Genomic DNA, 25,802 nt, shown 5'->3' with positions numbered 1-25,802 from the left:
TAGAGATTCCAGTGCCACCAATAGAACTCCAAAACGAATTTGCCAACTTTGTCAATCAAGTCGACAAATTGAAATTTAAAATGCAAAATATTTCGGGATAATTAGGAAATATATCCAATCACCTTATGCAAAAAGCTTTTAGAGAGGAATCAGAGTTTAATTAGCCAGTGAAAATTTTTCACTGGCTAATTTTCATGATGGTCTTAACAATTTATCCAATCGAGTGATTCGTAAGTTCAGGTGGAGTTTGTTATAGAGAAATGCTTTTCTCCATCTAAACAATTCCATGGTAATACTGTATAGTTTTAGATTTTATAGAAAATGTATGATATATAAATTATAATATGATTTAAAGAGGGAAATTATAAGAATCAATTTAAGGGAGTAGAATTAAAAATATTAATACTGTATTCTGATAGGAGGTGTTATAGTCTATGAAATCTAATAAAAAAACAAGTTATTTTATAAGTGCAGTGGAATTTAAAGAAATTAATAAAAATCCTTTTATAGCAGGAATACTATCAATCGTTTTAGGAATGTTTGGTGTACATAGGTTTTATCTGAAGAGAAAACTGACAGGGTTTATTTTTTGTACGCTATCAATATGTTCTTTAGAATTTGGTAGAGCGTATTTGGCAGTCATCTTAATGTTTATATCTATTATAGAAGGAATGGTTTATATGGCTAGGGGTGTAATTTTATTGAAAGAGAAATACGCAAATAATAAAACTGAAAAAAATAAATACATAGGGGAATTGAAAAGTGAAGTTAATGAAGAAAAAAATGATGTGTACATAAAAGAAAAAATAATTGAAACAAGTAAAAAAGAGGAAATGGGTGAACTAAAAATAATTGAAGTATCTAATGTGCAACCCTCTAAAATACCTAAAGAAAATGAATTTGATAGTGATTTTAAAACTAATTGGATAAAGAGATTGGATTTGCCCTATGAAAGAAATATAATGAAAGTATCACAAGTAAAGGAAGAAACTATAAATTTATATAAAAATCTTTGCAATTTTATTGATAGGGAATTGAAAAACAATAAGAATTCTTTAGATAGGGAATCAAGAAGGATAGAAGTAGAAGATGGGCGTTATAATAATATTTTATATACAATTTACTGTATATCGGAAGGGCATGTAACTAAAGCGTACAGTGGAAATTATAATTATTATAATCCGGAATTTTCATATACAATATTAGAGGATCATTTAGGTAAAAATTTAAAAGATAAAGTATTTAACGAGGCCGAGAAATTAGCAGAATGTGTGTCTTCTCCGATTGGAGAAACAACGAAATATTTCAATTTAACTAAAACAGGACTGCCAATAGAGTGGTGGGATACAGATGGGAGATTTAGAATAAATAGAGAGTTTAACGGAAAAGAACTAAATATTTTAGGGGCAACTCCAAGGAGAGGTACAAAAGTATGGGAAATATATGAGGTAAAAAAGCAAATTATAGTATTGTATCTGGATATATGGAAGGTTATATTGAATGGACTTAAGGAAAAGCCAAAATGGGAAAAGAAGATCAAAACTACTTTAAAAGGGATAATAGATGGCAAATATATATGTTTTGAAGATTACGAAGATGGAGGTGTTTTGGCATCTTTAATAAAGATCTCAGAGAATGCCATAAGAGAGGTTATGCCAAATACACAGATTTTAAATATTAGCAAGGAAAAAGATAATATTAAAGGATATTTACCAAGTGAACTTGTAAAAGACATAAATGATAGAATTATAGAGTATAAAGAAAATGTGACGGAGGAAGAGATAAAAGAAATATTGACTGGGATGATAGAAAATGATCCTGACGATTGGAAACTTAAAGTAGAGAAAGTATTAATGGCAGAGAATAATAAAAGAACAGATATTTTAATTGATTATAGGGAAGATGAAAACTTTATAAATATGGCAAAGAAAATTATTAAGGATACAGAAGATGAAAATTTATTACTTATATGTTTATATGGAATAGGGAGAGAAGAAAACTTGAGTCAAAGAAATGCTAGATTACTTAAAAATATTATTCATCCAGCTAATATTTCTGTGTATAAAAATATCCTTCAATCTGGAGAGGTATTGTCATTAGATCTTTCAAATAGATTAATGGAATTGAAAAATCCCATTAGAAAGAAAATAGAATTAGATATGGATAAGGTAGAAGAATCAAAGGAAGAACTCAATGAAACAGTGGAGATTCTTAAAGAATATATAGGTGATGAAGAAGATAATGAAGAGCTTGAAGAAGAGGACTTTAAAGAAAAAAATCTAAAGGAAGAATATAATGATAAATTAGAGTTTAAGTATGAAGATTTTTTAAAGCTGATATTGAATATGGGATCTATAGGGGTGGAAAAGGGAAAGAAAATAGCTATGGATAATGGCACTTTCCTAAATGCCTTTATAAGTGATGTAAATCGAGAACTTTATGAACATATACAGGACCAGGCAATTGTAATTGAAGATGATTTTATAAAGATAGATGATTTTTATGTAGATACGATAAAGGAGTTGATGGCCAATGAAAAATAGGGTAAATCCAAAGGAAGCGGATAATATTATAAAAGCCTTGGAGGGTGGCATAGTACCAAGAAAGGGAATCCACCATCTATTGGTAGGAAGAAACGAAGAAGTTCAAGAAATTATTTCTATTTTAGATTCTATAATTCAGGGCGGAAGTGATATAAGATTCTGGGTGGGGGATTTTGGCAGTGGAAAGAGTTTTATGCTTAGAACTATAGAGTCTATTGCTGTACAAAAAAAATTTGCTGTGTCTACAGTAGACTTAACTCCAACAAGAAGGTTCTATGCGTCAGATGGAAAGGCTAGAGCCTTGTATAGTGAGATAGTAGGCAATATAATTGTGCAGACTTCTCAAGATGGAAACGCCATAAATACTATATTGGAAGAATGGATAAATAAGATTGTTATGGATGTTTCTGAAAAAGAAGGTATACCCATGAACCAGGTATTAATGACAAAAAATAAGGAACTTGTAGAAAATGAGATATTAAATGTTACCAGTTCTTTCAATTCAATTGGCTTATCTTACGAATTAGGGCAAGCTATTGCAAAATATTATGAAGGTATAGTAGAAGACAGTAGAGTATTAAGACTAAAGGCTTTAAGATGGATTCGTGGAGACATAGATACTAAGACTGAAGCCAAAAGAGAACTTGGGATTGAAAAAATAGTAAATGACGATAACTGGTATGATGCTATTAAAAATTTGGCAGAATTATTTTCAGACATGGGATATTCTGGTTTTGTAGTAAATTTTGATGAAGCTGTTAATCTCTATAAATTGCCTTTGGCTCGGACTAGAGAGAGGAATTATGAAAGAATATTAAATATATTTAATGAATGTAAATCAAATAAAGCAAGAGGATTGTTTGTAAATTTTGGTTCTACAAGGAAAACTGTATTTGATGAAAACCGAGGCATGTCTAGTTATGGAGCTTTGAAAGGAAGGTTGGGAACAGAATATAGTATGGATTCTAAACTATTGAATACAAATAGAACTGTTTTACCATTAAGGCCTTTAAGTGTTGAAGAAATATACACATTGTTGGAAGATTTAATCAATATATATAATATCCATTATAAAGAAAACATATCTATGAAAACAGAACATATAAAAATGTATATGGAAGAGCAATTGAACAGACCTGGAGCGGCTGAATTTTTGACTCCACGAGCAGTAATCAAAGATTATCTGGAAATTTTAGATTTAATAAGACAAAATCCAGATAAAAGTATTGAAAATATAATCTATGCGAAATTTGGTAAAAAAGCTGTGCCTGTAACTAAAGACGAGGATAATAAGGACGATGAAATTGAGGTTTTATAATGAGTAGTTTTGATTTATTACAGAAAGAAATACGTAGATATATATATGATGAAGGATGGGAAAGTTTGAGAAGAATACAGGAAGCTTCAATAAAACATGTTCATAATACGGATCATAATTTAATATTGGCAGCACCAACTGCCTCTGGCAAAACAGAGGCAGCATTTTTGCCAGCCATAAATTCCATAAAGGACTGGAGTTCCGGCCTTAAAATTGTGTATATATCTCCTTTAATAGCTCTTATAAATGATCAATTTAAGAGGATATTAGAACTATGCAATTATATAGATATACCCGTTACAAGTTGGCATGGGGAAGCATCTAGGGAAAAAAAGAATAAACTCTTGAAGGAACCTAAAGGGATACTACTTATAACCCCGGAATCTATAGAGGCTATGTTAGCCCTGAGACCCGGAGAAGCAAAAGGATTATTTAGGGAAACGGAATGGATAATAGTAGACGAAATACACAGCTTTCTGGAAAGTAATAGGGGTATGCAATTGAGATCTCTAATAGAAAGAATAAAATTATATATGGAAAAAGAACCTAGATTCATAGGTATGTCAGCTACTTTAAACGGAGAAGATTATAAAAAAGTTAAGAAATTTTTTATAAGCAATAGAGCTACAGATGTACTGCTTGATAAAAGCAAGAATCCTTTGGAAGCTACTAAAAGTTATTATGAATCAAATATAAAGAAAGAGTCAGGAGAGGCACTGGAAGAAATTTATGATTATTCTCAAAGAGAATCCATGCTGGTATTTCCCAATTCAAGAGGTGAAGTTGAAAGATTAGCTGTAGGTCTTGGTAAATTAGGAAAAGAGAGAGGCTCCGATATTAGATATTTTGCCCATCATTCTTCTGTGAGTAAGGATATGAGATTGACCGTGGAGAAGTTTGCTAAGAGCAGCAGGGGACAATTATTCACTATATGTTGTACTTCCACTTTGGAATTAGGAATAGATATAGGTTCAGTAGACAGTATAGTTCAGTATAATGCTCCACATTCTGTAGCCAGTTTAGGACAGAGGTTGGGACGAAGTGGTAGAATTACAAGAAAAAATATATTGCATTTTATAGCTACTGATGAATGGTCTTTATTGCAAGGGTTAGCAGCACTATCACTTTATGAAGAGAGTATAATAGATAGATTTGATCCTATAGTGAAGCCTTATGATGTTTTGGCTCATCAAATAATATCTATTCTTTTGGAGAATACAGGAATGTCTTTTGAAGATTTAAAAAATATAAATAGGAGTTTTAGATGCTGGCAGGATATAGAAGATGATGAGTACTTTGAGCTATTAGAATACTTAATAAAAAAGAATTATATAGAGATTTTAGAAAATGAAGCTATAACAGGTTTAGAAACAGAAAAGCTTTTAAGAGGAAGTGAATTTTTTACCCATTTTGAAACGGAAAATAATTTTTCTGTTTACAATAGTCATAAAAAGATAGGTGAAATTCCCCTGTCTCCCAGCATACATACAGGGGTAAATATATTTTTGTCGGCACGTATTTGGAAAATAAAAGATATAGAATTGAGAAGTAAAAAAATATATGTAACTAAGGCTTTAGATGGAAATCCCCCTGTATTTTTAGGGAGTAGTGGCAATGTAACCAACGAAATAAGAAATAGAATGAAAACAATATTGGAAGATGAGAGTTATTGGATTGATTATAATAAAAATATAAAAGAAGTTCTATCAAAACTTTCTAAAGACAATTTAAGGTATGAAAAATTTCAATGGACGGAGAAGAATGATAAAGTTGGACTTAGAACGTTTCAAGGCACGAAGATAAATAGAACTCTACAACTTTTACTTAATATGTTGTATGGAGGTGTAAATTATAAATTGGAGGATGGTAAAACATTTATAAGTGGGCCTGATATAAAGAAAGATATAAGTAGAGTGATAGAAAAGAACTTTACTGAAGATGAAATATTTCTATATTTAAAAGATAATCCAGAAATGGTAGAAGTATATTTATCCTCTAATAAATATAGGATGCTGTTACCAGATAATTTGAGAATAAAATATATTATTAAAAATAAATTGGATTTAGAAGGAGTAAAAATATATTTAGGGCATGATTGCAATTAGGTTTTATAATAAGAATGAAGAAAATAGATACTAATTTGTGAATTTAGTATTTAATAAAATAGCAATAATAAATTTGTTGGCTAAAATATAATATGGGTAGGCTATGGTGAACCGTACCATAAATAGGACAAAGTTTAATAATGCAATTTATTCTTTATAAGCCGTTGCCCTGATTTTATAAATTTAGTATTGACACAGGCAAATATAATCACTATTATATAAGGTGTATACATAATTGGAATGAGTGCTTAAAAACTTAATATATTATTATACTCTTATCAAGAGTGGTGGAGGGAAAGGCCCTATGAAACCCGACAACCGACATTTTTTATATGCATCGGTGTCAATTCCTGCAGAGTGTACTATATACTCTGAAAGATAAGAAAAGTAGAAGTCTTATTAAATTAAGTTATGTTATTTGCTAATAGAGGCTATTTTTCTTATATATAAGGAAAATAGCCTTTTTCTTGTATTTAGAATTAAGTTTATAGATAAACAAGGTGGAGATTGAGTATCAGTAAATTTATATATTATTAAAGAGGAGAGATTTTTATGAATATTTTAATTGTAGGAGGAGACAGACTTGACAACATTAAAGATAATCTAGATAAATACGGAATTAATAAAGTTAACCACATTACAGGTAGAAAAAAAGGGGATAAGAAAATAGAAATTCCTAAAAATACGGATCTAGTGTTGGTACTTACAGATTTTGTAGGACATAACATGACTAAAATAATAAAAAAACAATCTAAAAAAAATCATACTTTAGTTATGTTTTCAAAACGTTCATGGATATGTATTCAAGCAAATATTAAAAATATACTTACTGATTAAATGAAAAATATGTACAATCTAAAATATTCTATAAAAACTGAGACACTAAGTGTTCTACTTAGTAATATATATTTACAGTATGTATTGGATATTTAATTAAAAAAAGCAGTGAAAAATCTTCACAAAAATAACTAGTCAATAATGAGGAGGTATCAAATGAGAAAATTTAAATTTAGAATTTGGGATAAAGAAGATAATTGTTTCTATATAAGTAATAACCCATATCCAAAAGAGTATTCAAACCATAAAGATAGGTTTGTAGTTACAGAATTTACAGGACTAAAGGATAAAAATGGTGTAGAAATTTTTGAAGGAGATATTATAGGAATAAATAATGAAAAAAGTTCTCCAAAGCTTCCGGTTAAATTTGGCAGATGTTCTTTTGGAAAATTCATAGGTGAATGTGGGGAACTAAGTGAAGATACGGAATTATATGGCTTCTATGTGGAAAACGAGTATTTATACATTCAGATGATTAATGAAAATGCTATTGTTATTGGTAATATTTTTTCATAGTAATAAGTGAACAATTAATAGTCAAATAGTGATAAACTTCCAGAACAAAATTTATTCTGGAAGTTTAATCAAATATACAAGTCTGAATTATAGTTTTTTATCATCTATTGAATTGAACCAATTATTGATAGGCTCTATAATTGAACTTATGCATCCATCTTGGAAAGGGGATCTAAGATTAGCAATTTCCACAAGCTCCAAAAAGGACTTGGTTCCTCCAACATGGCATATTTTTATATAATCTTCCCAGGCAGATTTTCTATTATCCACTGCTTTTTTCCAGAATTGAAGGGCGCATATCTGTGCCAGAGTGTAATCTATATAGTAAAAAGGTACATTGAATATATGGGACTGCTGAAACCACCATCCTCCGCTTTCCAGAAAATCACATCCAGTATAATTCTTATGAGGCAGATATTTTTTCTCTATGGCTCTCCAAGCTCTCTTTCTATCCTCAGGACTTACCTCTGGGTTTTCATATACATAGTGTTGAAATTCATCTACTGTAACTCCGTAAGGTATGAATTTCACAGCACTTTCAAGATGGGCAAACCTATATTTATCTGCATCTTCTTGGAAGAATAGATTCATCCAGGGCCAGGTGAAAAACTCCATACTCATGGAATGTATTTCACAGCTCTCATAGGTTGGAAATATGCACTCAGGAATTTCAATCCACCTGGATAGATACGTCTGAAAGGCATGACCGGCTTCATGTGTTAAAACATCTACATCCCCTGAAGTGCCGTTAAAATTTGAAAATATAAAAGGTGCCTTATAATCGGGGATGTAGGTGCAGTATCCACCTCCGGCCTTGTTCTCTTTAGTTACTAAATCTAAAAGTTCTTCCTCCAGCATGAATTTGAAAAATTCCCCGGTTTCCGAAGATAACTCAGAGTACATTTCACTGGCGTTTGAAACTATCCATTCTGGACTGCCTTTTGGTTTGGCATTTCCCGTTGTAAATTCAAATTTTTCATCATAATAGGTAAGGGTGTTAAGTTCCAATCTCTCTAACTGCCTATCATAGAGCTTTGAAGCAGCAGGTACAAGGTACTTTTCCACCTGATTTCTGAATTTAGCCACCATTTCAGGAGTGTAATCACTTCTTTTCATTCTTATATAACCTAGTTCCACAAAGTTTTTGAATCCCAATTTTTGTGCTATTCTGGTTCTCACCTTTACTAAATCATCATATATTCTGTCAATTTCACCTTCGTTATCTGAAAAGAATTTATATTTGGCATCTGAAGCATTTTTTCTTATTTGTCTATCTTTACTCTGCATAAAAGGTGTGAGACCGGATAGGTTTTTTATTTCACCCATAAAGGGAATTTTTGCAGAAGCCAGCAGTTTGGTATATTCTGATGACAATTTATTTTCAAGTTGAAGGTCTTTTATCACCTCCGGTGAAAAAGATTTTAAAGAAAATTCAGCTAGGGTGAAAAATTGCCTTCCTAGTTTTTCTTCCAATTCTTTTCTGAATTTTGATTGAATCAATTCTTTGTAAAATGTAAAATCAAGTTCGTCGTATAGAGGGGAATATTCATCCCAATAGCTTTTCTCTTCGTCATAATATTTATCCTTTGTATTTATGCTGTGTCTTATTTGAACCAGAGTTCCCATAGTCTGCAGGTGATTTCTTATGTCATTTATACCATTTATGCATTCAAACTGTTTTTCGCAGCTGTCAGCTAATTTTAGTTTATCCACAAGAGAGTTAATGGACTTTTTGATTTCATTGTAGTCTGGTCTTTCGTATTTGAATTCACTAAATTTCATAATATACCTCCAATATGTTTAAATTTACTAATATTATAATATAAATGGATTAATTTTCAAAATAAATAATTTCATATTTCATTGGAACAAAGAAAATTATTTACTTGACAGCGGTTTTGATAAAGTTTATTGTATAAATGCGGCATATGCTGTATTACATATTATAGAAAGAAGGGAAAAGAATGAAAAATCCTATAGTTACAATTGAAATGGAAAATGGTAAGCTGATGAAAATAGAACTTTATCCAGATGCTGCACCTAATACAGTAAATAATTTTATATCGTTAGTAGAAAAAGGATTTTATAATGGTACAATTTTTCACAGGGTTATACCGGGATTTATGATTCAGGGAGGAGACCCTGAAGGTACAGGAATGGGAGGACCGGGTTACTCAATTAAAGGTGAGTTTTCATCTAATAACTTTAAAAACAATTTGAAGCATGAAAAAGGGGTAATTTCCATGGCTAGAACTATGGCTCCTGATTCTGCAGGTTCACAATTTTTTATAATGGCAGATAATGCACCTCACCTTGACGGACAGTATGCTGCTTTCGGGAAAGTTACAGAGGGCATTGAAGAAGTAGATGAAATAGTATTACAGAAAAGAGATTATGATGATAAACCTTATGAAGATCAAAAGATGAAAAGTGTAACTGTAGAAACTTTTGGCGAAAAATATGATGAACCTCAAAAAATAGATGATTAAACTTATAGAATAATGTTATGGTGAAAAATATTAAAAATAGTAGCACTCAATTGTCAGTTGAGACTGCTATTTTTTTATAAGTCTATGATTAAATATGATGGGAGTGAAAGCTATATATGAATAGAAATTGGGAAAAGAACATAATACTTTTTTTGGCTAGTCAGACTATATCCCTTTTTGGAACGTCCTTAGTTCAATATGCAATTATATGGTTTATTACATTAAAAACACAATCTGGAATTATGATGACCATATCCATTGTCAGCGGTTTTCTCCCTACATTTTTTCTTTCTCCTTTTGCAGGAGTATGGGCTGACAGGTATAATAGAAAAATATTAATTATTTTATCGGATTCTTTTATTGCAATATCAACGCTTGTACTGGCCATATTATTTCTCTTGGGATATGATGCAGTGTGGCTGCTCTTTGTTATATCTGCCATAAGAGCTCTTGGAACGGCTGTTCAAACTCCAGCAATAGGTGCATTTATTCCTCAGCTTGTACCTGAAAGTAAACTCACTAAAGTTAATGCCACAAATGGAAGTATACAATCAATTGTTATGTTGATATCTCCTATGATTAGTGGAGCACTTCTTACTATAGCCACAATAGAGGTAATATTTTTTATAGATGTTGTAACTGCAGCTATAGCAATTTTTATGTTAATTTTATTTTTACACGTTCCTGCTCATAATAAAGCATTAGAAAAACAGACCAATGGTTATTTTATAGATATGAAAAAGGGAATTACATATATCAAAAATCATGCTTATATAAAGAAATTCTTTTTATTTTGTATGATATTTTTCTTTTTATCGGCTCCAGCTGCATTTTTAACTCCTTTACAGGTATCACGGAGTTTTGGAAATGATGTATGGAGGTTAACTTCAATTGAAATTGCTTTTTCCAGCGGGATGATATTAGGAGGAGTTATTATGGCTTATTGGGGAGGATTTAAAAATAGGATTTATACCATGACATTGTCAAGTTTTCTCATAGGAACATGTACTTTTTTACTTGGAGTTACACCTAATTTTATATTATATTTGTTTTTTATGGGTTTAGTTGGAATAGCTATTCCACTATTTAATACACCTTCTATGGTATTATTGCAGGAGAAAGTACAAGAGGATTTTTTAGGCAGGGTATTTGGAGTGCTGACCATGATATCCAGCTCTATGATGCCCCTTGGAATGCTGATATTTGGGCCAATATCCGATATGATTAAAATAGAGTGGCTGCTTATAGGAACAGGCATATTTATGTTTATTCAAAGTTTTTTCTTAATAGGCAGTAAAATATTAATACAAAATGGAGAATCAAGTTTAAAGACTGATACATGATAATTGGAAATGAATAATATGAGGTGAAAAAGCTTAGAATTATTTGATATAAAGGAAATGGTGAAAATGAAAATTGTTTGTCTTGGAGATAGTTTAACATATGGTTATGGTGTAAGAAGACGTGAAGTATGGACTGCCCTATTAGAGAAAAAATTAAAAATTGAAGTTATAAACAAAGGCATATCTGGAGATACTTCAGCAGGTATGCTTTCTAGGCTATATAATGATGTTATCCTTGAAAAGCCATCGTATGCAATGGTTATGGGAGGAACAAATGATTTTATATGGAATTTGCCAGTAGAGCAGGTTATGGCAAATATAGCTTCTATAGTTTTTCAGATTATGCATAACAGTATAAAACCTTTAATTGGGCTGCCTGTACCTGTTTGTGTTAAAACTGCAGCGGACAGGTGGGGGTTTATGGGTGATTTTCAAAATGTAAATAAAGATTTAGAAAAGTTTAATGACTGCTTAAAAAAATTCTGTAAAAATTACAATATAAAAATTTTTGACTTTTATTGTGAATTTGCTGAGGAAAATGGATATGGAAAAGAAGGATATTATATTGATGGTATTCATTTAAATTCGGAAGGAAATAAAAGAATAGCTGATATGATTTTTATATAAGGATAGCACAAAAACAGAAAATATATAAATATTTATATAGACCACACTGGTCTATGGTGTTATAATAACATTGTAGACCAGTGTGGTCTATTGTGCTTCACAATTTTGAGTGGAAAGAAGGTAAATAATATGTTTTCAAAATTTCTAAGCCTAGAGCTTGAAAAGCAGCAGTATATCATTAATGCAGCTATGAAAGAATTTGCAGAGAAGGGTTTTAAAAATGCATCGACAAATAAGATTGTAAAGACAGCAAATATAGGAAAAGGAATGCTATTTCATTATTTTAACAGCAAAAAAGATCTATATTTATATATTTATGACTATACTGTAAAAATATTTATTAAAGATTTAGTTGAAAAAACTGATTTAGAGGAAAAAGATATTTTTGATAGATTGCGGCAGAGAGCTTTATTAGAGATAGAAATAATCAATAAATATCCAGATATGTTCAATTTTATTATGTCTGCAAGTGTTGAGGAAGCTGATGATGTAAAAAGCGATCTGGAGCTTAGGACTAAAAAAATGATGAACAATCGGCTTGACAGATATTTTGAAGACTTCGATACATCAAAATTTAAGGAAGATATTGATTTACACCAGGCTGTCAAAGTTATTATATGGACCTTGGAGGGTATCTCAACGGAAGAATATAAAAAATTAAAGTCTCTTTCCCTAACTCAGTCTTATTATGAAGAGATATTAGTAAAAATGGATTCATATATAAAGTTATTAAAAAAATGTTTTTATAAATAGTAAAGGGGGGATTTGTATGTTAAAAATGGTGGTTGATTTCAAACAGCTAAATCAGGAAAATCAGTCCTTTGCAGGAGGAAAAGGTTCCATGCTTGCTAGAATGTACCAGAGTGGATACCCTGTACCAAAAGGTTTTATAGTTTTATCTGAAGCTTTTGAGTATGGAAAACTTAAGAATGAAGCTTTGAATGATATACAATGTAATTTGGAAAAAATAACGAAGAATAATGAAGAATCAGCATTTGCAGTAAGATCTTCTGCATTGAGTGAGGATTCAGCACAAGCTTCTTTTGCAGGTGAATTTGAAACGGTCCTTAATGTTAAAAAGGAGGATGTTCTTCAGGCCATAATAACAGTTTTCCAATCGAGAGAGTCTGAAAGAGTAAAAGTGTACAGTAGATTTCAAGGTATGGAGGACTCACATAAAATAGCTGTAGTAGTACAGGGCATGGTACAGTCTGAAATTTCAGGAGTTTTGTTTACTGCTGATCCAATAACAGGTGATATGACACATATGGTAGGCAACTATGTTCATGGTTTTGGCGAATCACTTGTATCTGGAGAGGCTAATGCACATTCCTTTAAAATTATAAAACCTAAGGGTAAATATGACGGGCCAGATGGGTTTATAAAATATTCAAAAAGATTATATAAGTGTGCTTTAAAATTAGAAAGTGAGTTTAAAGGACCCCAAGATATAGAGTGGGCTGTTGCAAGTGGAGAGTTGTATATACTCCAAGCAAGGCCAATTACAACTTTAAATATAGGAAATCTTGATACTTATGAAATAAATTATTCCTTGTGTGGAGATTATCTCTGGAGTAATTCGAATGTGGCAGAAGCAATGTCTGATGTAGCTACACCTCTGACCTGGTCCATACTTAAGGCACAGGATGAAGAAATTAGTGTAGTACCAGGATACTATCTCTGGGGTAACATTTGTGGAAGAATGTATTCAAATATTAGCCAGTTGTCATCGGCGGCTTCTGTAATTGGGAGTAATAGTGGTGTTGAAAAAATGAGTGATATATTTGGAAATATACCCGTTGAAATGAGTATACCTGTTTATCCATTTTCAAAATTGGGTTATATCAAGGAAATACTGCCTAGGGTAAGAAGCTTTTTAATAAACACCAGAAAAGCATCAAAGAACATGGCTGAATTTCTTCATAATACACCAAGTTGGTGTAAAAGGACAGCATTATCAATTAGATTAGCAAGAACGGAGAATGAACTGCTTGATTTATGGAAAAGAGAAATTCAACTATATAGTTCTAGAATGTTATGGGTTTCTGTTAAGGGTGGGCAAAAAATGGTGGCTGTAGTCAATAAACTCAGTAATGAACTAAAAAAGTTAACAGGTACTGAAGATGCTAGTGTGCTTCTATCTAACCTAAGAGGAAACTTAGAATTTGCAAGTCTTGGACCTGTTTTGGGTATATCAAATATGGTTAAAGGGAAAATGAGTGTTGAAGAATATCTTTCAAAGTATGGCCATCGTGGACCTCATGAACTTGAATTATCTATACCTGATACTGCAGAAGAGGAAGGCCTGATTGAAAAGCAGGTAGAGGATTTTAAAAAATTTAATATAGATGTGGAAGAGCTTCTTAAGAAACAACGGCTTCAATATGAAGAGGCATGGAAGAGGCTTAAAAGTCGATTTCCTTCAAAAGTAAAGTCAATTGAAAAAAGGATGAAAAAAGCATGGGAAGCCGCACGTATTAGAGAGGCAACTCGTGCAGAGTATGTAAGAGTATATAGGATTAATCGTGTTTTTGTGAGAAGGGCAGGAGAACTTACAGGAATAGGTGAGGATATATTTTATCTTTATATTGATGAAGTTTTAAATTTGCTTTCTGGAGATGAAAGAGCTTTAAAGAATATTGCCGCAAGAAAACTAAACTACGGAAAATATAAAGAATTACCCATATATCCATCAATTATAAGAGGACGTTTTAACCCTTTCCAATGGGTCAAAGATCCAAATAGAAGGGTGGATTATTATGATCCTTCATTAGCTATTGTACCAAATAGTTCTGAAGAGCTTAAAGGTTTTGCTGGAGCAACAGGTAGGATAGAAGGGAATGTTCGTGTTTTAGCTAATCCTGAGGAGGGTGAAAATTTACTTCCGGGTGAAATATTGGTTACATCAACTACTAATATAGGCTGGACACCTATTTTTCCTAAAGTTGCAGCCATAATCACTGATATAGGAGCACCTTTATCACATGCTGCTATAGTGGCTAGAGAACTTGGTATTCCTGCTGTTGTAGGATGTGGCAATGCTACTACAAAGCTCAAAACCGGAGATAAAGTTATAGTTGATGGTGGAAAGGGAACTGTACAAATATTTAAATAGAATCTTTTTGACTTCTTATAAGTCATTAGAACCTTGTCCTTATTGATGAGTATTATATAGTAGTAATATAGAAATTTTAGATAATTAAATACTATTAAATTTGGGGATGAGGCTATGGATTATAAATTAAAAGGAAAAGTAAAAGCTCCATTACAGAAGGAAATCAGTAGAGAAGCTAAAAGAGAAGGAATTATACTAGACCTAAGTGATTTACACTATATATTGGATCTTGATGAAAAAAATGAGGCATATCTTTTACTTACTGACTTAAAGAAAGTCTATTTTGATAATCCTGAAAACAGCTTAAGTTTAAATGATATTGACTATATAGTAATTAGTGGAGATTTTGTTGAACGTGGTGATTCAGAAGTATCTTTTGAGAAGGCATTCCATTTTATAAATATATTAAGCGAACAGCTTAATGTACCATATAAAAATATAATCATAGTACCTGGAAACCATGACTTGAGTTGGACTATTACTATGAACAGCTATCATTTAGCCATTGGTACTCCAAGGATTGAAGATAAAGTAGTTACTAATGTGGGAACTGACCTGTTTTACTTAAAAAGAAACAGCGGAGAATGGTATAAAAAATTCACGAACTATAGTAAATATCTATACCAAAGATTATATAAAGTACCTTTTCCGGACAATCCCAGGCAGCAGCTTCAAGTTGTACTAGGAGATTTTATAGATAATAAAAAATTAGCATTTTTCATGCTAAATACCTCAGCTCAAATTGATCACTTTAATCGTAAAATAACTTATTTTGATACGGAGGGTTTAATAAAGGCTTCAAGACAACTGCCACAAAATAATATAATAAAAATAGCAGTAGGGCATCACCCGGTAAATATTATAAGTGGCTATGGAAATAATATTCCTTTTGCCAATATACTGCAAAATGAGAATTTTAAAATTTATCTGCATGGTCATGTTCATAGAAGTATAAGCTTAGACTATTTAAATCCTCAAAATATAAATCCTAATATGATTATGATTGGGGCAGGAGCTTTAAGTGTTGGCAAAAATGGTTTATGGCCAGGTGTTCCTGGAAGATATAATGTAATAAAAATATCTAAAATAGATATACCAAATAAAATACTTGTATCTGTAAATACTCGCCAACGTGAATATATAGGGAACTACTGGCAGCCAGCGTATATATATTATGAAAGTAATGGGAAAAAGCTGACTAATATATGGAGCAATGTTATATAAGATGTACTTAAGATAGAAGTTAGCAGTTATAGAGATGACTGCTAACTTTTAATGTCTTCTTTTTCAATATTAAGTATTTCTGCATCAGTATTACATTCTACAAAAGTTATGATATTTTCCATTGTGGAATGCACCTGTGATGTATTGGCGCATATTCCAGCAATACCTATAACGATTGTTTTATGAATATCTTGACTATCTATTTCTGATACTGATATGTTAAATTTATTTCTTAATTTTTGAATTATGCTTTTTACGATCATTCTTTTTTCCTTTAATGAATGTACCCATGATGCCCTTAAGGTAATTTTCATAAGTAAAATTCTCATATTCTCACCATTTCTTTTATTATAAAATTGTTACCAGTTACTAAATGTTATTTTGTACTGCTAACAATTATATCATACATAAATAAATTAATATTTTCTATTGTAATTAAATATTAGGATTTAAATTAATTTGTAACAAACAAAGGGTGCATGAATATTATTAATTAGAAAACAAAATAAGGTTCATTAATATATTTTCAGATGAGTTTATTAAATGAATGGTTAAAGAAGGAGGAGAAGATGATGACATATGAAGAAAATGATATTAATGTAGAAGAAGTAGAGTATGTAGATGTTGATGAGAAACAGCCAGAAGATGTGGATGTTAGTGAAGAACAGCCAGAAGGTGCAGAGGATATATCTGAAGAATTAGAAAGTATTTTAGTTGGAGATGGAAATTACAATAGTGCGTGTAGAGCTTCAAATAGAGGTAAAGGTATAGGTGTATTATACCAACATCGAGGTGCTGTAAAGACATATAATGGAAGGATAATAGATTGTGATGATTCAGGTTATATAGTAAGATACTGTTCAGATGCAAGTAAGGGTAAACCTTTTAAATATAGTAGATTTTATTTTTATAATGAAAAGTATTTCCGTACTCATAAAATCAATCATTCCCATGCATATGCATTTATAGATATAGGTATAACGAATAATAAAAACGTATTTTCCTATTATGGAAAGAGAGAAGGTACTGAAAGCTCTGGTACCCATAATGGAGTATTTGATTTCTTTAACTATGTAGATCCTAAAACTGGTGAGGTTGTATCCAGCAGCAGCTTTAGTACTTTTTTAAGTTTTACTAAACATCCTGATGCGATTGCTAATATAGTTTATTATCATTACGTGCAAAAATATATTCCTAAAGCTCATAAAACTGTATTGAATTATGTAAAAACTTCAGCTTCTGATATAAAACATTATGGTAAAATATCAAGTAAATAACTGAAAACTGTTTCTGTTAAGAATTATTAATAAAGTAGTCTGTGTAATTTTTTAAAGTACACAGACTATTATAGCCAGATATAAAATTAAGGTAAAATTTGAACTGGAATTAAAATAGGAGATGGTTATGCTCCAGTTCTATTGGTATATTAAATACTTTTCTAAACAAAGTAGACTTTTTCTCAAATTTATTTATAATTTTAATAGTCTTTTCTCCATTAATTGAAAGTTTCAAGGTTTTATTTTTAAGTTCAATTTTTTCTAATGATATTTTTAATTTGTGGGTATGATCTAATGCATCACTAATTCTTAACAAGGCAATTAATTGTAATATTTTTAGTTGAATTTCATCAGGATAAATTTTTATACCATGGTCAATTGATTTGCGATGTCCACCTGCAATAAAAGCAATAAGAATTTTTATGTCTTTAGGTATTTTATTCAGCATTGGTTCCGTTAAAATAAGATATTTTGTATGTTTGTGATGTCCCTGTTTATTAATAAAATATCCTATATCATGTAAAAGTGCACTATAGTATAATATATCTCTATCTTTTTCTGCAAATTTATAATATTCTTTCATTGAATCAAACAATTTTACAGCATAGTGTGCCACTTTCTTTTGGTGTAAGGCAATATCATGTATATTATATTTATTTAAAACTACAATTTGTTCTGTTTCACTTAAATAACTCTCAATACCTGCCATGCTTTTCTCCACATATAACTATAATTTTATCTTAAATTATATGAAATATGAGGAAAAAATATTCCTTATAAGTAAATTTTAGTTGAAGTTAAGAATTATTTGATTACCAGTTTCTTATTGAAAATTTTTTCAAAGGCAGGTGCAGCTTCTAATACAGAATTTATTTCTAATAATGCATCATTTTTTGATGTAATATCTATTACTACTTCCTTTTCGGATATACTGCAGTTAATTTTATGAATATTGCCATTCATAGCTCTATCAAGATTTTCAGAAATTCTAAGTAGTATGGAAAGTTTTTCAATTATTTCAATATCATTTTTGTTAATTATCTTGGCATAGTGCTCACTGTTTATTTTTAAAGTATTTTTTCTATGAGAAGCTGCCACATATGAAGAAATAATTTGTTCTTTGTGAGATAAGCCATTAATCTTAGAATTTAAAATTATGTAAAAAGAATGTTTATGATGATCATAATAGCTTATACGTATACCGCAGTCATGCAATAATGAAGATGTTTTTAAAATTTTATATATGCTTTCTGATGGTAGTATATCAATTAGTAACTTTAAATCGTTATATAATATTTCTGTAAGACTCCATACTTTTAGAGCATGGATTTTATCTAATTCAAAATTTAGAATATGATTATTTAAAGAAAAATCTAATACATCATTTAAAGGAATTTCTTTGTGCAGAATATATTCGTAAAGCAAGCCGTCTCTTATACCGCTTGAACTTATACAAAGTTCATCTGAATTAACGAACTTCTGTAAAGTTACTACAGAAGCCATAGGTCCTAAAAATATATCTGCTCTATCTTTTGAAAGTCCTTTAATTTTCTTTCGCTGACTATAATTTTTGTGTTTTACACTTTCGTATATATTTTTAACTTCATTTGAGGTCATCTCATAATTATGAAGATTATCTAAAGGATAGTCCTGAGCTTTTTGATTAATTCTGGCTATATTTCTTATACTTCCACCTATTCCGATTAATTTTATATTTTTTAAATTTTTTAACCATGGTATATCATCATAGTAGGAAAGTAAAAAATCTATTAATTCAGCTTCTGTATTTTCATCAATAGGATGTGACAAAGAAAATTTTTCGGTGAGGGTTAATGCTCCTATTGGTAAGCTAATAGATTCTCTTAGCTGCCGTCCTTGTACCCAAATAAGTTCTGTGCTGCTTCCTCCAATATCCAATAAAAGTGCATCAGAAAAATCTATACTATTTATGGTACCAAAATAGTCATAATAAGCCTCTTCTTTGCCGGATAACACACGTATTTCCATATTCAGTTCATTTCTAACCCGATTTAAAAATTCAGTTTGATTAGCCGCTTTACGTACTGCTTCTGTTGCAACTATTATAGTATGTTTTACATTTTGAGATGTACATAGGCGTTTAAAAAAAGACAAAACACTTATTGTTTTATCAATTCTCATAGGGTTAAGTTGTCCTTTTAAATTCATGTCTTTTCCAAGACGGATGGTTTCTTTTACTTCATCTATTATGCTAAAGGAATTATTTCCGTGAATTTGTGCAATTACTAAACGTATAGAATTTGATCCTATATCAACGATTCCTATTCTAATCATTAATTTTATCTCCTTTTCGTATATAACTTTTTTACGTTAATATAAAGTATATCATATAAAGAATAACAAGATAACACCTCAATTTTTAACCATAAAGTATTTATTAATCTTTTTAAAGCGTTAAATAACATTAATATGGTAATAACACCATATTCGCTTTATATTAGTTAAATTTTATTAACCTAAAGTAAATACTTATTTAACATTGTATATATAGTATTAAAGAATAATAAGTCTATTTTTGTATAAAATTGTTATATGAAGGGGATTTTACATGATAACAAAGAGTTTAAATGAACTTATTGCGGCTATTGACGTAGGTTCTAATTATTTAAGAATGATCATTGCAGAAATTGACAAACAAGGTGACATAAAAGTTCTGGAAAATGTAATTAAATCCACTGAAAATGGAAAAGATACTTTTATATCTGGAAGAATTTCTATAAGTACTATTAATGAAACTTGTGCCACACTAAGAGGCTTTGTACATTTGATGAGTGATTATAATGTTAAATATTATAAGGCTGTTTCTACTAGTGGCATTAGAGAAGCTGAAAATAAACAATATGTTTTAGAAAAAATTAGACTTAGAGTTGGTTTGGATGTACAGTCAATTACTTCTGCAGAGGAACGCTTTTTTATGCTTAAAGCAATTAGAAAACATTTCTTCAAATCTAATTTAAAGATTTTAAAAAGTGCATTAATTATAAATGTTACTTCTGGTGGATTAGAAGTATTAATTTATGAAAAAGATGAACTTAAATTTGCTGGATATGAAAAATTAGGATCTTTAAGACTTAAGGAAAATTTATCAGATTTAGAAAAAAAGACATTGGATTTTTCAAAAGTTATGGAACAACACATTGAAAGTAAAATTTATTCATTAAAAGATATCATAGTAAAATATAAAACAGAATATTTTGTTGGATTGGGTGGAGAATTAAAGACTATTATTAAAATGGTAAAAAACAGACAAAAACTAAGAGATAAAAATTTTAATAATGATTATATAACAAAAGAGAATTTTTTGGAATTATATAATGAAATTAAAAACATAAATAATGACCAAATACAATTCACATATAATTTATCTAAAAAGGAAACGGAACTTTTGTTACCTTCAATTTCAATATTTTATTGTTTTTTTAAAATTACTAATACTGATGGAATATATGTTCCTAAAATATCATTATGGCAGGGTGTTTTATATAATTTAGCAGATGAACTTATGGATATGCCAGGAAGAAAAGAATCTTTCAATGATATTATAAGTTCAGTTTGGTATATTGGGGAGAAATATGGAATAAATAAGCAGCATGCTGCTTTTGTTGAAAAAATATCTTTATCTATATTTGATCAAACCCATAAGCTTCATAAATTAGGAAACAGAGAACGAATGTATTTACAAATAGCATCTATTCTTCATGATTCAGGGAATATAATAAATAACACCCATCACCATATTCATTCTTACAATATTATAAGAAATCAAAGTATTTTGGGATTTTCTGATGAGGAAATATCTTTAATTGCCAATATAGCTAGATATCACTCTTATGAAATTCCCATGAAATCTCATAATAATTATCAAATATTAGGTGATAAATCTAAAATAATTGTATCTACTTTATCTGCAATTTTAAAGTTAGCCGAATCACTGGATTCCTCTCATTTACAAAAAATAAAAAAATTAAAATTGACATTAGCAGGAGAAACTCTGCTTTTCAATTTAAATGCGGAAGATGAAATAATTTTAGAAGAATGGAATTTTACGAAAAATGTAGATTTCTTTGAAGAGGTTGTTGGTGTGAAACCTATTATATAATCAAAGGAGGAATATACTAAAATGAGTATCTATAATTCACCAAAGAATTTTATTAACAGAGAATTGAGTTGGTTAGAATTTAATGAGCGGGTATTAGATGAGGCAAAGGATAATAGTAATCCCCTTTTTGAAAGACTTAAATTTGCATCCATTGTAAGTTCAAATTTAGATGAATTCTTTATGGTTCGTGTAGGTTCTTTATCAGCTCAAATTGAAGCTGGATTTAATAAACCTGACCCATCTGGATTAACTCCATTAGAACAAATAGAGAAAATTTCAATTAGAGTACATAAGTTAGTCCACGATCAAATAAATTGTTATAATCGTTCTTTGAAAGTTTCCTTAAAAAAAGAAAACATTGTTTTCTTAAAATCTAAGGAACTTAGTGAAAAACAGTTAAAATATCTAAAAGAATATTATTTGAAAAACATTTATCCTGTACTAACGCCTATGGTAGTTGATCAAAGCAGGCCATTTCCACTTATATTAAATAGAAGTCTAAATATTGCATTACTTTTACAAAATGATAAAAAGGGTAGTGGAAGCATTTTTGCAACAATTCAGGTTCCCTCTGTACTTGAACGTTTTGTTGAAATCCCTTCTGACAGCGAGAATACAAATGAAAAGACATTTATGTTTTTAGAAGATATAATCAAGATGAATCTAAATGATCTTTTTAGCGGATATCCTATTTTAGATTGCAGCTGCTATCGTATTACAAGAAATGCTGACTTGACTTTGGATGAAGAAGGAGCGGAGGATTTACTTGAAACCATTGAGGAATCTTTAAAACAGCGTAAATGGGGCAGTGCAGTTCGACTTGAAATCGAAAATGGTATTCATAAGTCACTGCTTGAAATTTTGGAAAGCGAATTGGAAATTTCAAAAGATAGGGAATATGAAATAAATGGACCTATTGATTTAACATTTTTAATGAAGTTAAGTAATATAAAAAATTATGAACATTTAAAATATACCCCTATTAAACCCCATATTCCTGAACAATTTTCAAACGATGAAAGTATATTTTCTTCCATTTCAAAAGGAGATATTCTGCTGCACCATCCCTATGAAGGTTTTGATCCTGTTATCAATTTAGTAAAGGAAGCTGCTTCTGATTCAAGGGTTCTGGCAATAAAGCAGACATTATATCGTGTAAGTGGGAACTCTCCCATCATTGACGCCTTAATAGAAGCAGCTGAAAATGGTAAACAAGTTACAGTTTTAGTTGAGTTAAAGGCAAGGTTTGATGAAAAAAATAATATTCATTGGGCAAAACATCTAGAGAAAGCTGGGTGTCATGTGATTTATGGACTTGTAGGACTTAAAACTCATTGTAAAATATTACTTGTTGTCCGAAAAGAAGCAGATGGAATAAAAAGATATGTTCATATGGCCACAGGAAACTATAATGATATAACTGCAAGGCTATATACTGACTTAGGCTTGTTTACAGCAAATCCTTACTTTGGTGCAGATGCTTCCACACTATTTAATATGCTATCTGGCTATTCCAGGCCAACAAAACTGTTTAAGATGAGCTTAGCTCCCTTACATTTGCGGGATAGTTTTTTATACTTAATTAATCAAGAAATAGAAAATGCTCAAAATGGCAAAAAAGCTAGAATCATAATTAAAATAAATTCTTTAGTTGATCAGCAAATTATAGAGTCATTATACAAAGCATCCTGTTCAGGGGTATATATAGACTTAATTGTGAGAGGAATATGCTGTTTAAGACCAGGAATTCCAGGTATAAGTGAGAAAATTTCTGTAAGGAGTATAGTTGGAAGGTTTTTAGAACACAGTCGTATTTATTATTTTTATAATGATGGGGAAGAAGCTATTTACTTATCAAGTGCGGATCTAATGAATAGGAACTTAGATAGAAGAGTGGAATCATTATTTCCTATTGAGGATATTTTAGTAAAACAAAAAATAAAGCAAATCCTCGATATTTCTTTATTGGATACAGTGAAAGCTAGAATTTTAAACTCAGATGGTTATTATGTTCGTATTGATAAAAGGGGAAAGGAACTTATTGATAGTCAAAAATTTTTCTGCAATTATCCACTTGACAATAATGAATATATGAATAGTTATATTTTCACTAATAAGTGGTTAGAAGAAGGATTTATTCCTGTGTTTTCTAACGATAATTTTTCATACAATTAATTTTTATTGAATAGATTATTCAATTTGATAGGACAGTAAGATTTAAGATTGATCTAACATCAATTAAAGATCTTACTGTTTTTGCCCAGGTCATGGAGATTAAATTGTGAGAATTTAGTTATATAGGCTTTATAATTTAATATTATATTAAATGGTATTGTAAATATAAAAATATATGATATAATAAGAATATTGTTTAATAATTTATATTAATTAATAAATATTGTTAAAATGGATACATATTAATTGTGCTATATTTTAGGAGGAATGACTATGGGATGGTTTAATAATGTAAAGATAAGAAGTAAACTACTAATGAGTTTTTTGACTATATCTCTATTTATTGTAATAGTGGGTATAATCAGTATAATCAATATGGGTAAAATAAATACAGGCTCCAATGAACTTTATAATGATAATTTAAAAACCCTTAGGAGTCTTGATAAATTTGATGCTAATACTTTGCATCTACGTCTAGCTATAATAAATTTAGTGGAAAGTAGAGATAATAGTAAAATTTCGGATACAATAAATTCTGTAGACAGTCTGAGAAATGAAAATGACAGTATATTGAGTGAATATAAAAAGAAAAATTTAAGTCCTGAAGAGAAAAATATATTAACTAAATTAGAAAGTGAATTAACTGACTGGAGAAATATTTGTGATAAAATTATAAATTTGATGGCTGATGGTAAATATGATGAAGCAATGACTGTGAATAAAGAAGCAGCTAGTTATAGGGACAAATTGACAAAGACCATTGAACAACTAGTGCAGATTGTAGATGAAAGGGCTAAAAATAGTAATACAAAAAATATTTCTTTATATAATACTTCCTTTTATATGATAACTTTGATATCTGTATTAGGTTTGATTATGGCACTGGCTTTAGGTGTAAAAATTTCTTCTTCAATTTCATCAGAAGTAGCTAAAATTTTATCTTTCACAGAACTATTAAGTAAAGGTGATCTAAGTGAAACATTAAAATTGTCCAGTAAGAATGAAATAGGATTAATAGCCGAAGAGTTAAGTAGCGCAAATAAAAATATGAGAGATTTAATTGGGGAAATAATACGGGGTACCGAAGATATGAGTGCTTCTAGTGAGGAACTTTCTGCTACTAGTGAGGAGATTTCATCTATGATGCTGTCTGTAAATGAAGCTACGGATTATATAGCAAAAGGAGCACAAAATTTAAGTAATATTACAGGAGAGATCAGCCAATCATCAGAGAAAATGGAAACTAGTATACATGAGCTTTCAAATAAAGTGGAAGAATCCGCAAAATCTTCACTGGAAATAAGGAAAAGGGCCGAAAATATAAAACAAACAGCTTCCAAAAACATAGAAGAAGGAGAAAGTATATATAATGAGAAGAAGAACAATATTATAAAAGCAATTGAGGATGGAAGAGTGGTATCGGAAGTTAAGCTTATGGCTGCTTCTATTTCCAGTATAGCCGAACAAACAAACCTTCTGGCATTAAATGCAGCTATTGAAGCTGCAAGAGCTGGTGAACATGGAAGGGGGTTTGCTGTTGTTGCAGATGAAGTGAGAAAGCTTGCCGAACAATCTTCTAATACCATAGAGAGCATCAATAAAATGGTATTTTCAGTAGAAGCTGCATTTAAAAACCTGTCTGAAAGTGGAAAAGATATCTTAGATTACATGGTAAATAGTGTAAAGCCAAGTTATCAATTTCTTATGGACACAGGGATTCAATATGAAAAAGATGCAGAATTTATAAATAATATATCAGAAGAAATTAATATCTCTTCTAATCAAATGAAGCAACTGGTATCCAAGGTGAATAGTGCTATTCAAAGTGTAACTTCAACAGCGGAACAATCTTCCTCTGAATCTCAGGAAATATTAAGCAGTATAAATGAGGTAACTAAAGCAATTGAAGATATATCGGCGTCTTCACAGAGCCAGGCGGAACTTGCAGAAAAACTTACTTCCATGGTAAATAAATTTAAAATCGGCTAACTGAAAAAATATACAAAACAATAAGGGAAAACTAAAGTCCTGTCCGGTATGTCAAAGTAACTAATAATAAAATTTTAGGTGTATTCCGTTAAAGATATCATATTAA

Annotated in this window: 19 protein-coding genes and 1 riboswitch; of the genes, 15 read left to right on the top strand and 4 right to left on the bottom strand. The window is 30.3% G+C overall.

Annotated elements, in window-relative coordinates; genetic code table 11:
- The first annotated feature begins 434 nt into the window (after positions 1-434).
- From ACJDU8_RS16695 to ACJDU8_RS16675, 5 genes are all read left to right on the top strand, one after another.
- Complete coding sequence (locus tag ACJDU8_RS16695; RefSeq protein ID WP_406793290.1) at positions 435-2,543, top strand: tellurite resistance TerB C-terminal domain-containing protein; 2,109 nt, start codon at positions 435-437, stop codon at positions 2,541-2,543.
- On the top strand, positions 2,533-3,861 hold the full coding sequence (locus ACJDU8_RS16690; protein WP_406793289.1) for an ATP-binding protein: 1,329 nt from the start codon (positions 2,533-2,535) through the stop codon (positions 3,859-3,861). Before ACJDU8_RS16695 ends, ACJDU8_RS16690 begins: the two co-directional genes overlap by 11 nt.
- The gene (locus tag ACJDU8_RS16685) at positions 3,861-5,966 is read left to right on the top strand and encodes a DEAD/DEAH box helicase (RefSeq protein ID WP_406793288.1); all 2,106 of its coding nucleotides are present in this window, start codon (positions 3,861-3,863) and stop codon (positions 5,964-5,966) included. The genes ACJDU8_RS16690 and ACJDU8_RS16685 overlap by 1 nt, the downstream gene beginning before the upstream one ends.
- Positions 5,967-6,238: 272 nt before the next feature.
- Positions 6,239-6,351, top strand: a riboswitch (SAM riboswitch).
- Between the two features lie 167 nt (positions 6,352-6,518).
- Positions 6,519-6,803 carry a DUF2325 domain-containing protein gene (locus ACJDU8_RS16680; RefSeq protein WP_406793287.1) on the top strand — a complete coding sequence of 95 codons (285 nt, stop codon included), beginning with the start codon at positions 6,519-6,521 and terminating at the stop codon, positions 6,801-6,803.
- Positions 6,804-6,959: 156 nt separating this feature from the next.
- Positions 6,960-7,319 (top strand): YopX family protein, encoded by a 360-nt coding sequence (locus ACJDU8_RS16675; RefSeq protein WP_406793286.1) that lies wholly within the window; start codon positions 6,960-6,962, stop codon positions 7,317-7,319.
- Positions 7,320-7,406: 87 nt separating this feature from the next.
- Here ACJDU8_RS16675 and ACJDU8_RS16670 read toward each other — a convergent pair whose 3' ends face one another.
- On the bottom strand, positions 7,407-9,101 hold the full coding sequence (locus ACJDU8_RS16670; RefSeq protein ID WP_406793285.1) for a M3 family oligoendopeptidase: 1,695 nt from the start codon (positions 9,099-9,101) through the stop codon (positions 7,407-7,409).
- A gap of 182 nt (positions 9,102-9,283) precedes the next feature.
- On the opposite strand from ACJDU8_RS16670, the gene ACJDU8_RS16665 reads away from it, so the two are divergent.
- The 6 genes from ACJDU8_RS16665 (at position 9,284) to ACJDU8_RS16640 (ending at position 16,117) form a co-directional block, all read left to right on the top strand.
- On the top strand, positions 9,284-9,808 hold the full coding sequence (locus ACJDU8_RS16665) for a peptidylprolyl isomerase (RefSeq protein WP_406793284.1): 525 nt from the start codon (positions 9,284-9,286) through the stop codon (positions 9,806-9,808).
- A gap of 116 nt (positions 9,809-9,924) precedes the next feature.
- Positions 9,925-11,151 carry an MFS transporter gene (locus tag ACJDU8_RS16660; RefSeq protein ID WP_406793283.1) on the top strand — a complete coding sequence of 409 codons (1,227 nt, stop codon included), beginning with the start codon at positions 9,925-9,927 and terminating at the stop codon, positions 11,149-11,151.
- Positions 11,152-11,217: 66 nt separating this feature from the next.
- Positions 11,218-11,778 (top strand): GDSL-type esterase/lipase family protein, encoded by a 561-nt coding sequence (locus ACJDU8_RS16655; protein ID WP_406793282.1) that lies wholly within the window; start codon positions 11,218-11,220, stop codon positions 11,776-11,778.
- A gap of 129 nt (positions 11,779-11,907) precedes the next feature.
- Positions 11,908-12,531, top strand: coding sequence for a TetR/AcrR family transcriptional regulator (locus ACJDU8_RS16650; RefSeq protein WP_406793281.1), 624 nt, complete (start codon positions 11,908-11,910; stop codon positions 12,529-12,531).
- A gap of 16 nt (positions 12,532-12,547) precedes the next feature.
- Positions 12,548-14,893: a PEP/pyruvate-binding domain-containing protein gene (locus ACJDU8_RS16645; protein ID WP_406793280.1), complete on the top strand. Its 2,346-nt coding sequence runs from the start codon at positions 12,548-12,550 to the stop codon at positions 14,891-14,893.
- A gap of 114 nt (positions 14,894-15,007) precedes the next feature.
- A complete protein-coding gene (locus ACJDU8_RS16640) occupies positions 15,008-16,117 on the top strand; it encodes a metallophosphoesterase family protein (RefSeq protein ID WP_406793279.1) in 1,110 nt (369 codons plus the stop codon).
- A 41-nt stretch (positions 16,118-16,158) separates the two neighbouring features.
- Here ACJDU8_RS16640 and ACJDU8_RS16635 read toward each other — a convergent pair whose 3' ends face one another.
- Positions 16,159-16,446 carry a DUF503 domain-containing protein gene (locus ACJDU8_RS16635; protein ID WP_406793278.1) on the bottom strand — a complete coding sequence of 96 codons (288 nt, stop codon included), beginning with the start codon at positions 16,444-16,446 and terminating at the stop codon, positions 16,159-16,161.
- Between the two features lie 240 nt (positions 16,447-16,686).
- On the opposite strand from ACJDU8_RS16635, the gene ACJDU8_RS16630 reads away from it, so the two are divergent.
- The gene (locus ACJDU8_RS16630) at positions 16,687-17,394 is read left to right on the top strand and encodes a hypothetical protein (protein WP_406793277.1); all 708 of its coding nucleotides are present in this window, start codon (positions 16,687-16,689) and stop codon (positions 17,392-17,394) included.
- Positions 17,395-17,503: 109 nt separating this feature from the next.
- Here the strand turns inward: ACJDU8_RS16630 and ACJDU8_RS16625 are convergent, their stop codons facing one another.
- Together ACJDU8_RS16625 and ppx are read right to left on the bottom strand one after the other, a co-directional pair.
- The gene (locus tag ACJDU8_RS16625) at positions 17,504-18,103 is read right to left on the bottom strand and encodes an HD domain-containing protein (RefSeq protein ID WP_406793276.1); all 600 of its coding nucleotides are present in this window, start codon (positions 18,101-18,103) and stop codon (positions 17,504-17,506) included.
- 95 nt (positions 18,104-18,198) lie between these two features.
- Positions 18,199-19,707: an exopolyphosphatase gene (ppx, locus tag ACJDU8_RS16620; RefSeq protein ID WP_406793275.1), complete on the bottom strand. Its 1,509-nt coding sequence runs from the start codon at positions 19,705-19,707 to the stop codon at positions 18,199-18,201.
- Between the two features lie 274 nt (positions 19,708-19,981).
- Here ppx and ACJDU8_RS16615 point away from each other — a divergent pair, with 274 nt between their 5' ends.
- The 3 genes from ACJDU8_RS16615 to ACJDU8_RS16605 all read left to right on the top strand — a co-directional run bounded on the left by ACJDU8_RS16615 (position 19,982) and on the right by ACJDU8_RS16605 (position 25,696).
- Entirely contained in the window at positions 19,982-21,532 is a 1,551-nt protein-coding gene (locus tag ACJDU8_RS16615; RefSeq protein ID WP_406793274.1) for a Ppx/GppA phosphatase family protein, read from the top strand.
- A 21-nt stretch (positions 21,533-21,553) separates the two neighbouring features.
- Positions 21,554-23,707, top strand: a complete 2,154-nt coding sequence (locus tag ACJDU8_RS16610) for an RNA degradosome polyphosphate kinase (RefSeq protein WP_406793273.1) — start codon at positions 21,554-21,556, stop codon at positions 23,705-23,707.
- A 273-nt stretch (positions 23,708-23,980) separates the two neighbouring features.
- A complete protein-coding gene (locus tag ACJDU8_RS16605) occupies positions 23,981-25,696 on the top strand; it encodes a methyl-accepting chemotaxis protein (RefSeq protein WP_406793272.1) in 1,716 nt (571 codons plus the stop codon).
- Positions 25,697-25,802 lie beyond the last annotated feature (106 nt).

The sequence above is a fragment of the Candidatus Clostridium eludens genome, from assembly GCF_045310515.1.
Classification (GTDB): domain Bacteria; phylum Bacillota; class Clostridia; order Clostridiales; family Clostridiaceae; genus Clostridium_B; species Clostridium_B eludens.
Note: the sequence above shows the minus strand (reverse complement) of the source record. Positions and strands in the feature narration are given on the sequence as shown.

What these genes read in the sequence shown, in the direction of transcription:
- ACJDU8_RS16665 (WP_406793284.1), top strand. Translation starts at nt 9,284, where the DNA reads ATGAAAAATCCTATAGTTACAATTGAAATGGAAAATGGTAAGCTGATG.
- ACJDU8_RS16690 (WP_406793289.1), top strand. Translation starts at nt 2,533, where the DNA reads ATGAAAAATAGGGTAAATCCAAAGGAAGCGGATAATATTATAAAAGCC.
- ACJDU8_RS16685 (WP_406793288.1), top strand. Translation starts at nt 3,861, where the DNA reads ATGAGTAGTTTTGATTTATTACAGAAAGAAATACGTAGATATATATAT.
- ACJDU8_RS16675 (WP_406793286.1), top strand. Translation starts at nt 6,960, where the DNA reads ATGAGAAAATTTAAATTTAGAATTTGGGATAAAGAAGATAATTGTTTC.
- ACJDU8_RS16630 (WP_406793277.1), top strand. Translation starts at nt 16,687, where the DNA reads ATGATGACATATGAAGAAAATGATATTAATGTAGAAGAAGTAGAGTAT.
- ACJDU8_RS16670 (WP_406793285.1), bottom strand. Translation starts at nt 9,101, where the DNA reads ATGAAATTTAGTGAATTCAAATACGAAAGACCAGACTACAATGAAATC.
- ACJDU8_RS16610 (WP_406793273.1), top strand. Translation starts at nt 21,554, where the DNA reads ATGAGTATCTATAATTCACCAAAGAATTTTATTAACAGAGAATTGAGT.
- ACJDU8_RS16640 (WP_406793279.1), top strand. Translation starts at nt 15,008, where the DNA reads ATGGATTATAAATTAAAAGGAAAAGTAAAAGCTCCATTACAGAAGGAA.
- ACJDU8_RS16635 (WP_406793278.1), bottom strand. Translation starts at nt 16,446, where the DNA reads ATGAGAATTTTACTTATGAAAATTACCTTAAGGGCATCATGGGTACAT.
- ppx (WP_406793275.1), bottom strand. Translation starts at nt 19,707, where the DNA reads ATGATTAGAATAGGAATCGTTGATATAGGATCAAATTCTATACGTTTA.
- ACJDU8_RS16680 (WP_406793287.1), top strand. Translation starts at nt 6,519, where the DNA reads ATGAATATTTTAATTGTAGGAGGAGACAGACTTGACAACATTAAAGAT.
- ACJDU8_RS16695 (WP_406793290.1), top strand. Translation starts at nt 435, where the DNA reads ATGAAATCTAATAAAAAAACAAGTTATTTTATAAGTGCAGTGGAATTT.
- ACJDU8_RS16655 (WP_406793282.1), top strand. Translation starts at nt 11,218, where the DNA reads ATGAAAATTGTTTGTCTTGGAGATAGTTTAACATATGGTTATGGTGTA.
- ACJDU8_RS16645 (WP_406793280.1), top strand. Translation starts at nt 12,548, where the DNA reads ATGTTAAAAATGGTGGTTGATTTCAAACAGCTAAATCAGGAAAATCAG.
- ACJDU8_RS16615 (WP_406793274.1), top strand. Translation starts at nt 19,982, where the DNA reads ATGATAACAAAGAGTTTAAATGAACTTATTGCGGCTATTGACGTAGGT.
- ACJDU8_RS16605 (WP_406793272.1), top strand. Translation starts at nt 23,981, where the DNA reads ATGGGATGGTTTAATAATGTAAAGATAAGAAGTAAACTACTAATGAGT.
- ACJDU8_RS16660 (WP_406793283.1), top strand. Translation starts at nt 9,925, where the DNA reads ATGAATAGAAATTGGGAAAAGAACATAATACTTTTTTTGGCTAGTCAG.
- ACJDU8_RS16650 (WP_406793281.1), top strand. Translation starts at nt 11,908, where the DNA reads ATGTTTTCAAAATTTCTAAGCCTAGAGCTTGAAAAGCAGCAGTATATC.
- ACJDU8_RS16625 (WP_406793276.1), bottom strand. Translation starts at nt 18,103, where the DNA reads ATGGCAGGTATTGAGAGTTATTTAAGTGAAACAGAACAAATTGTAGTT.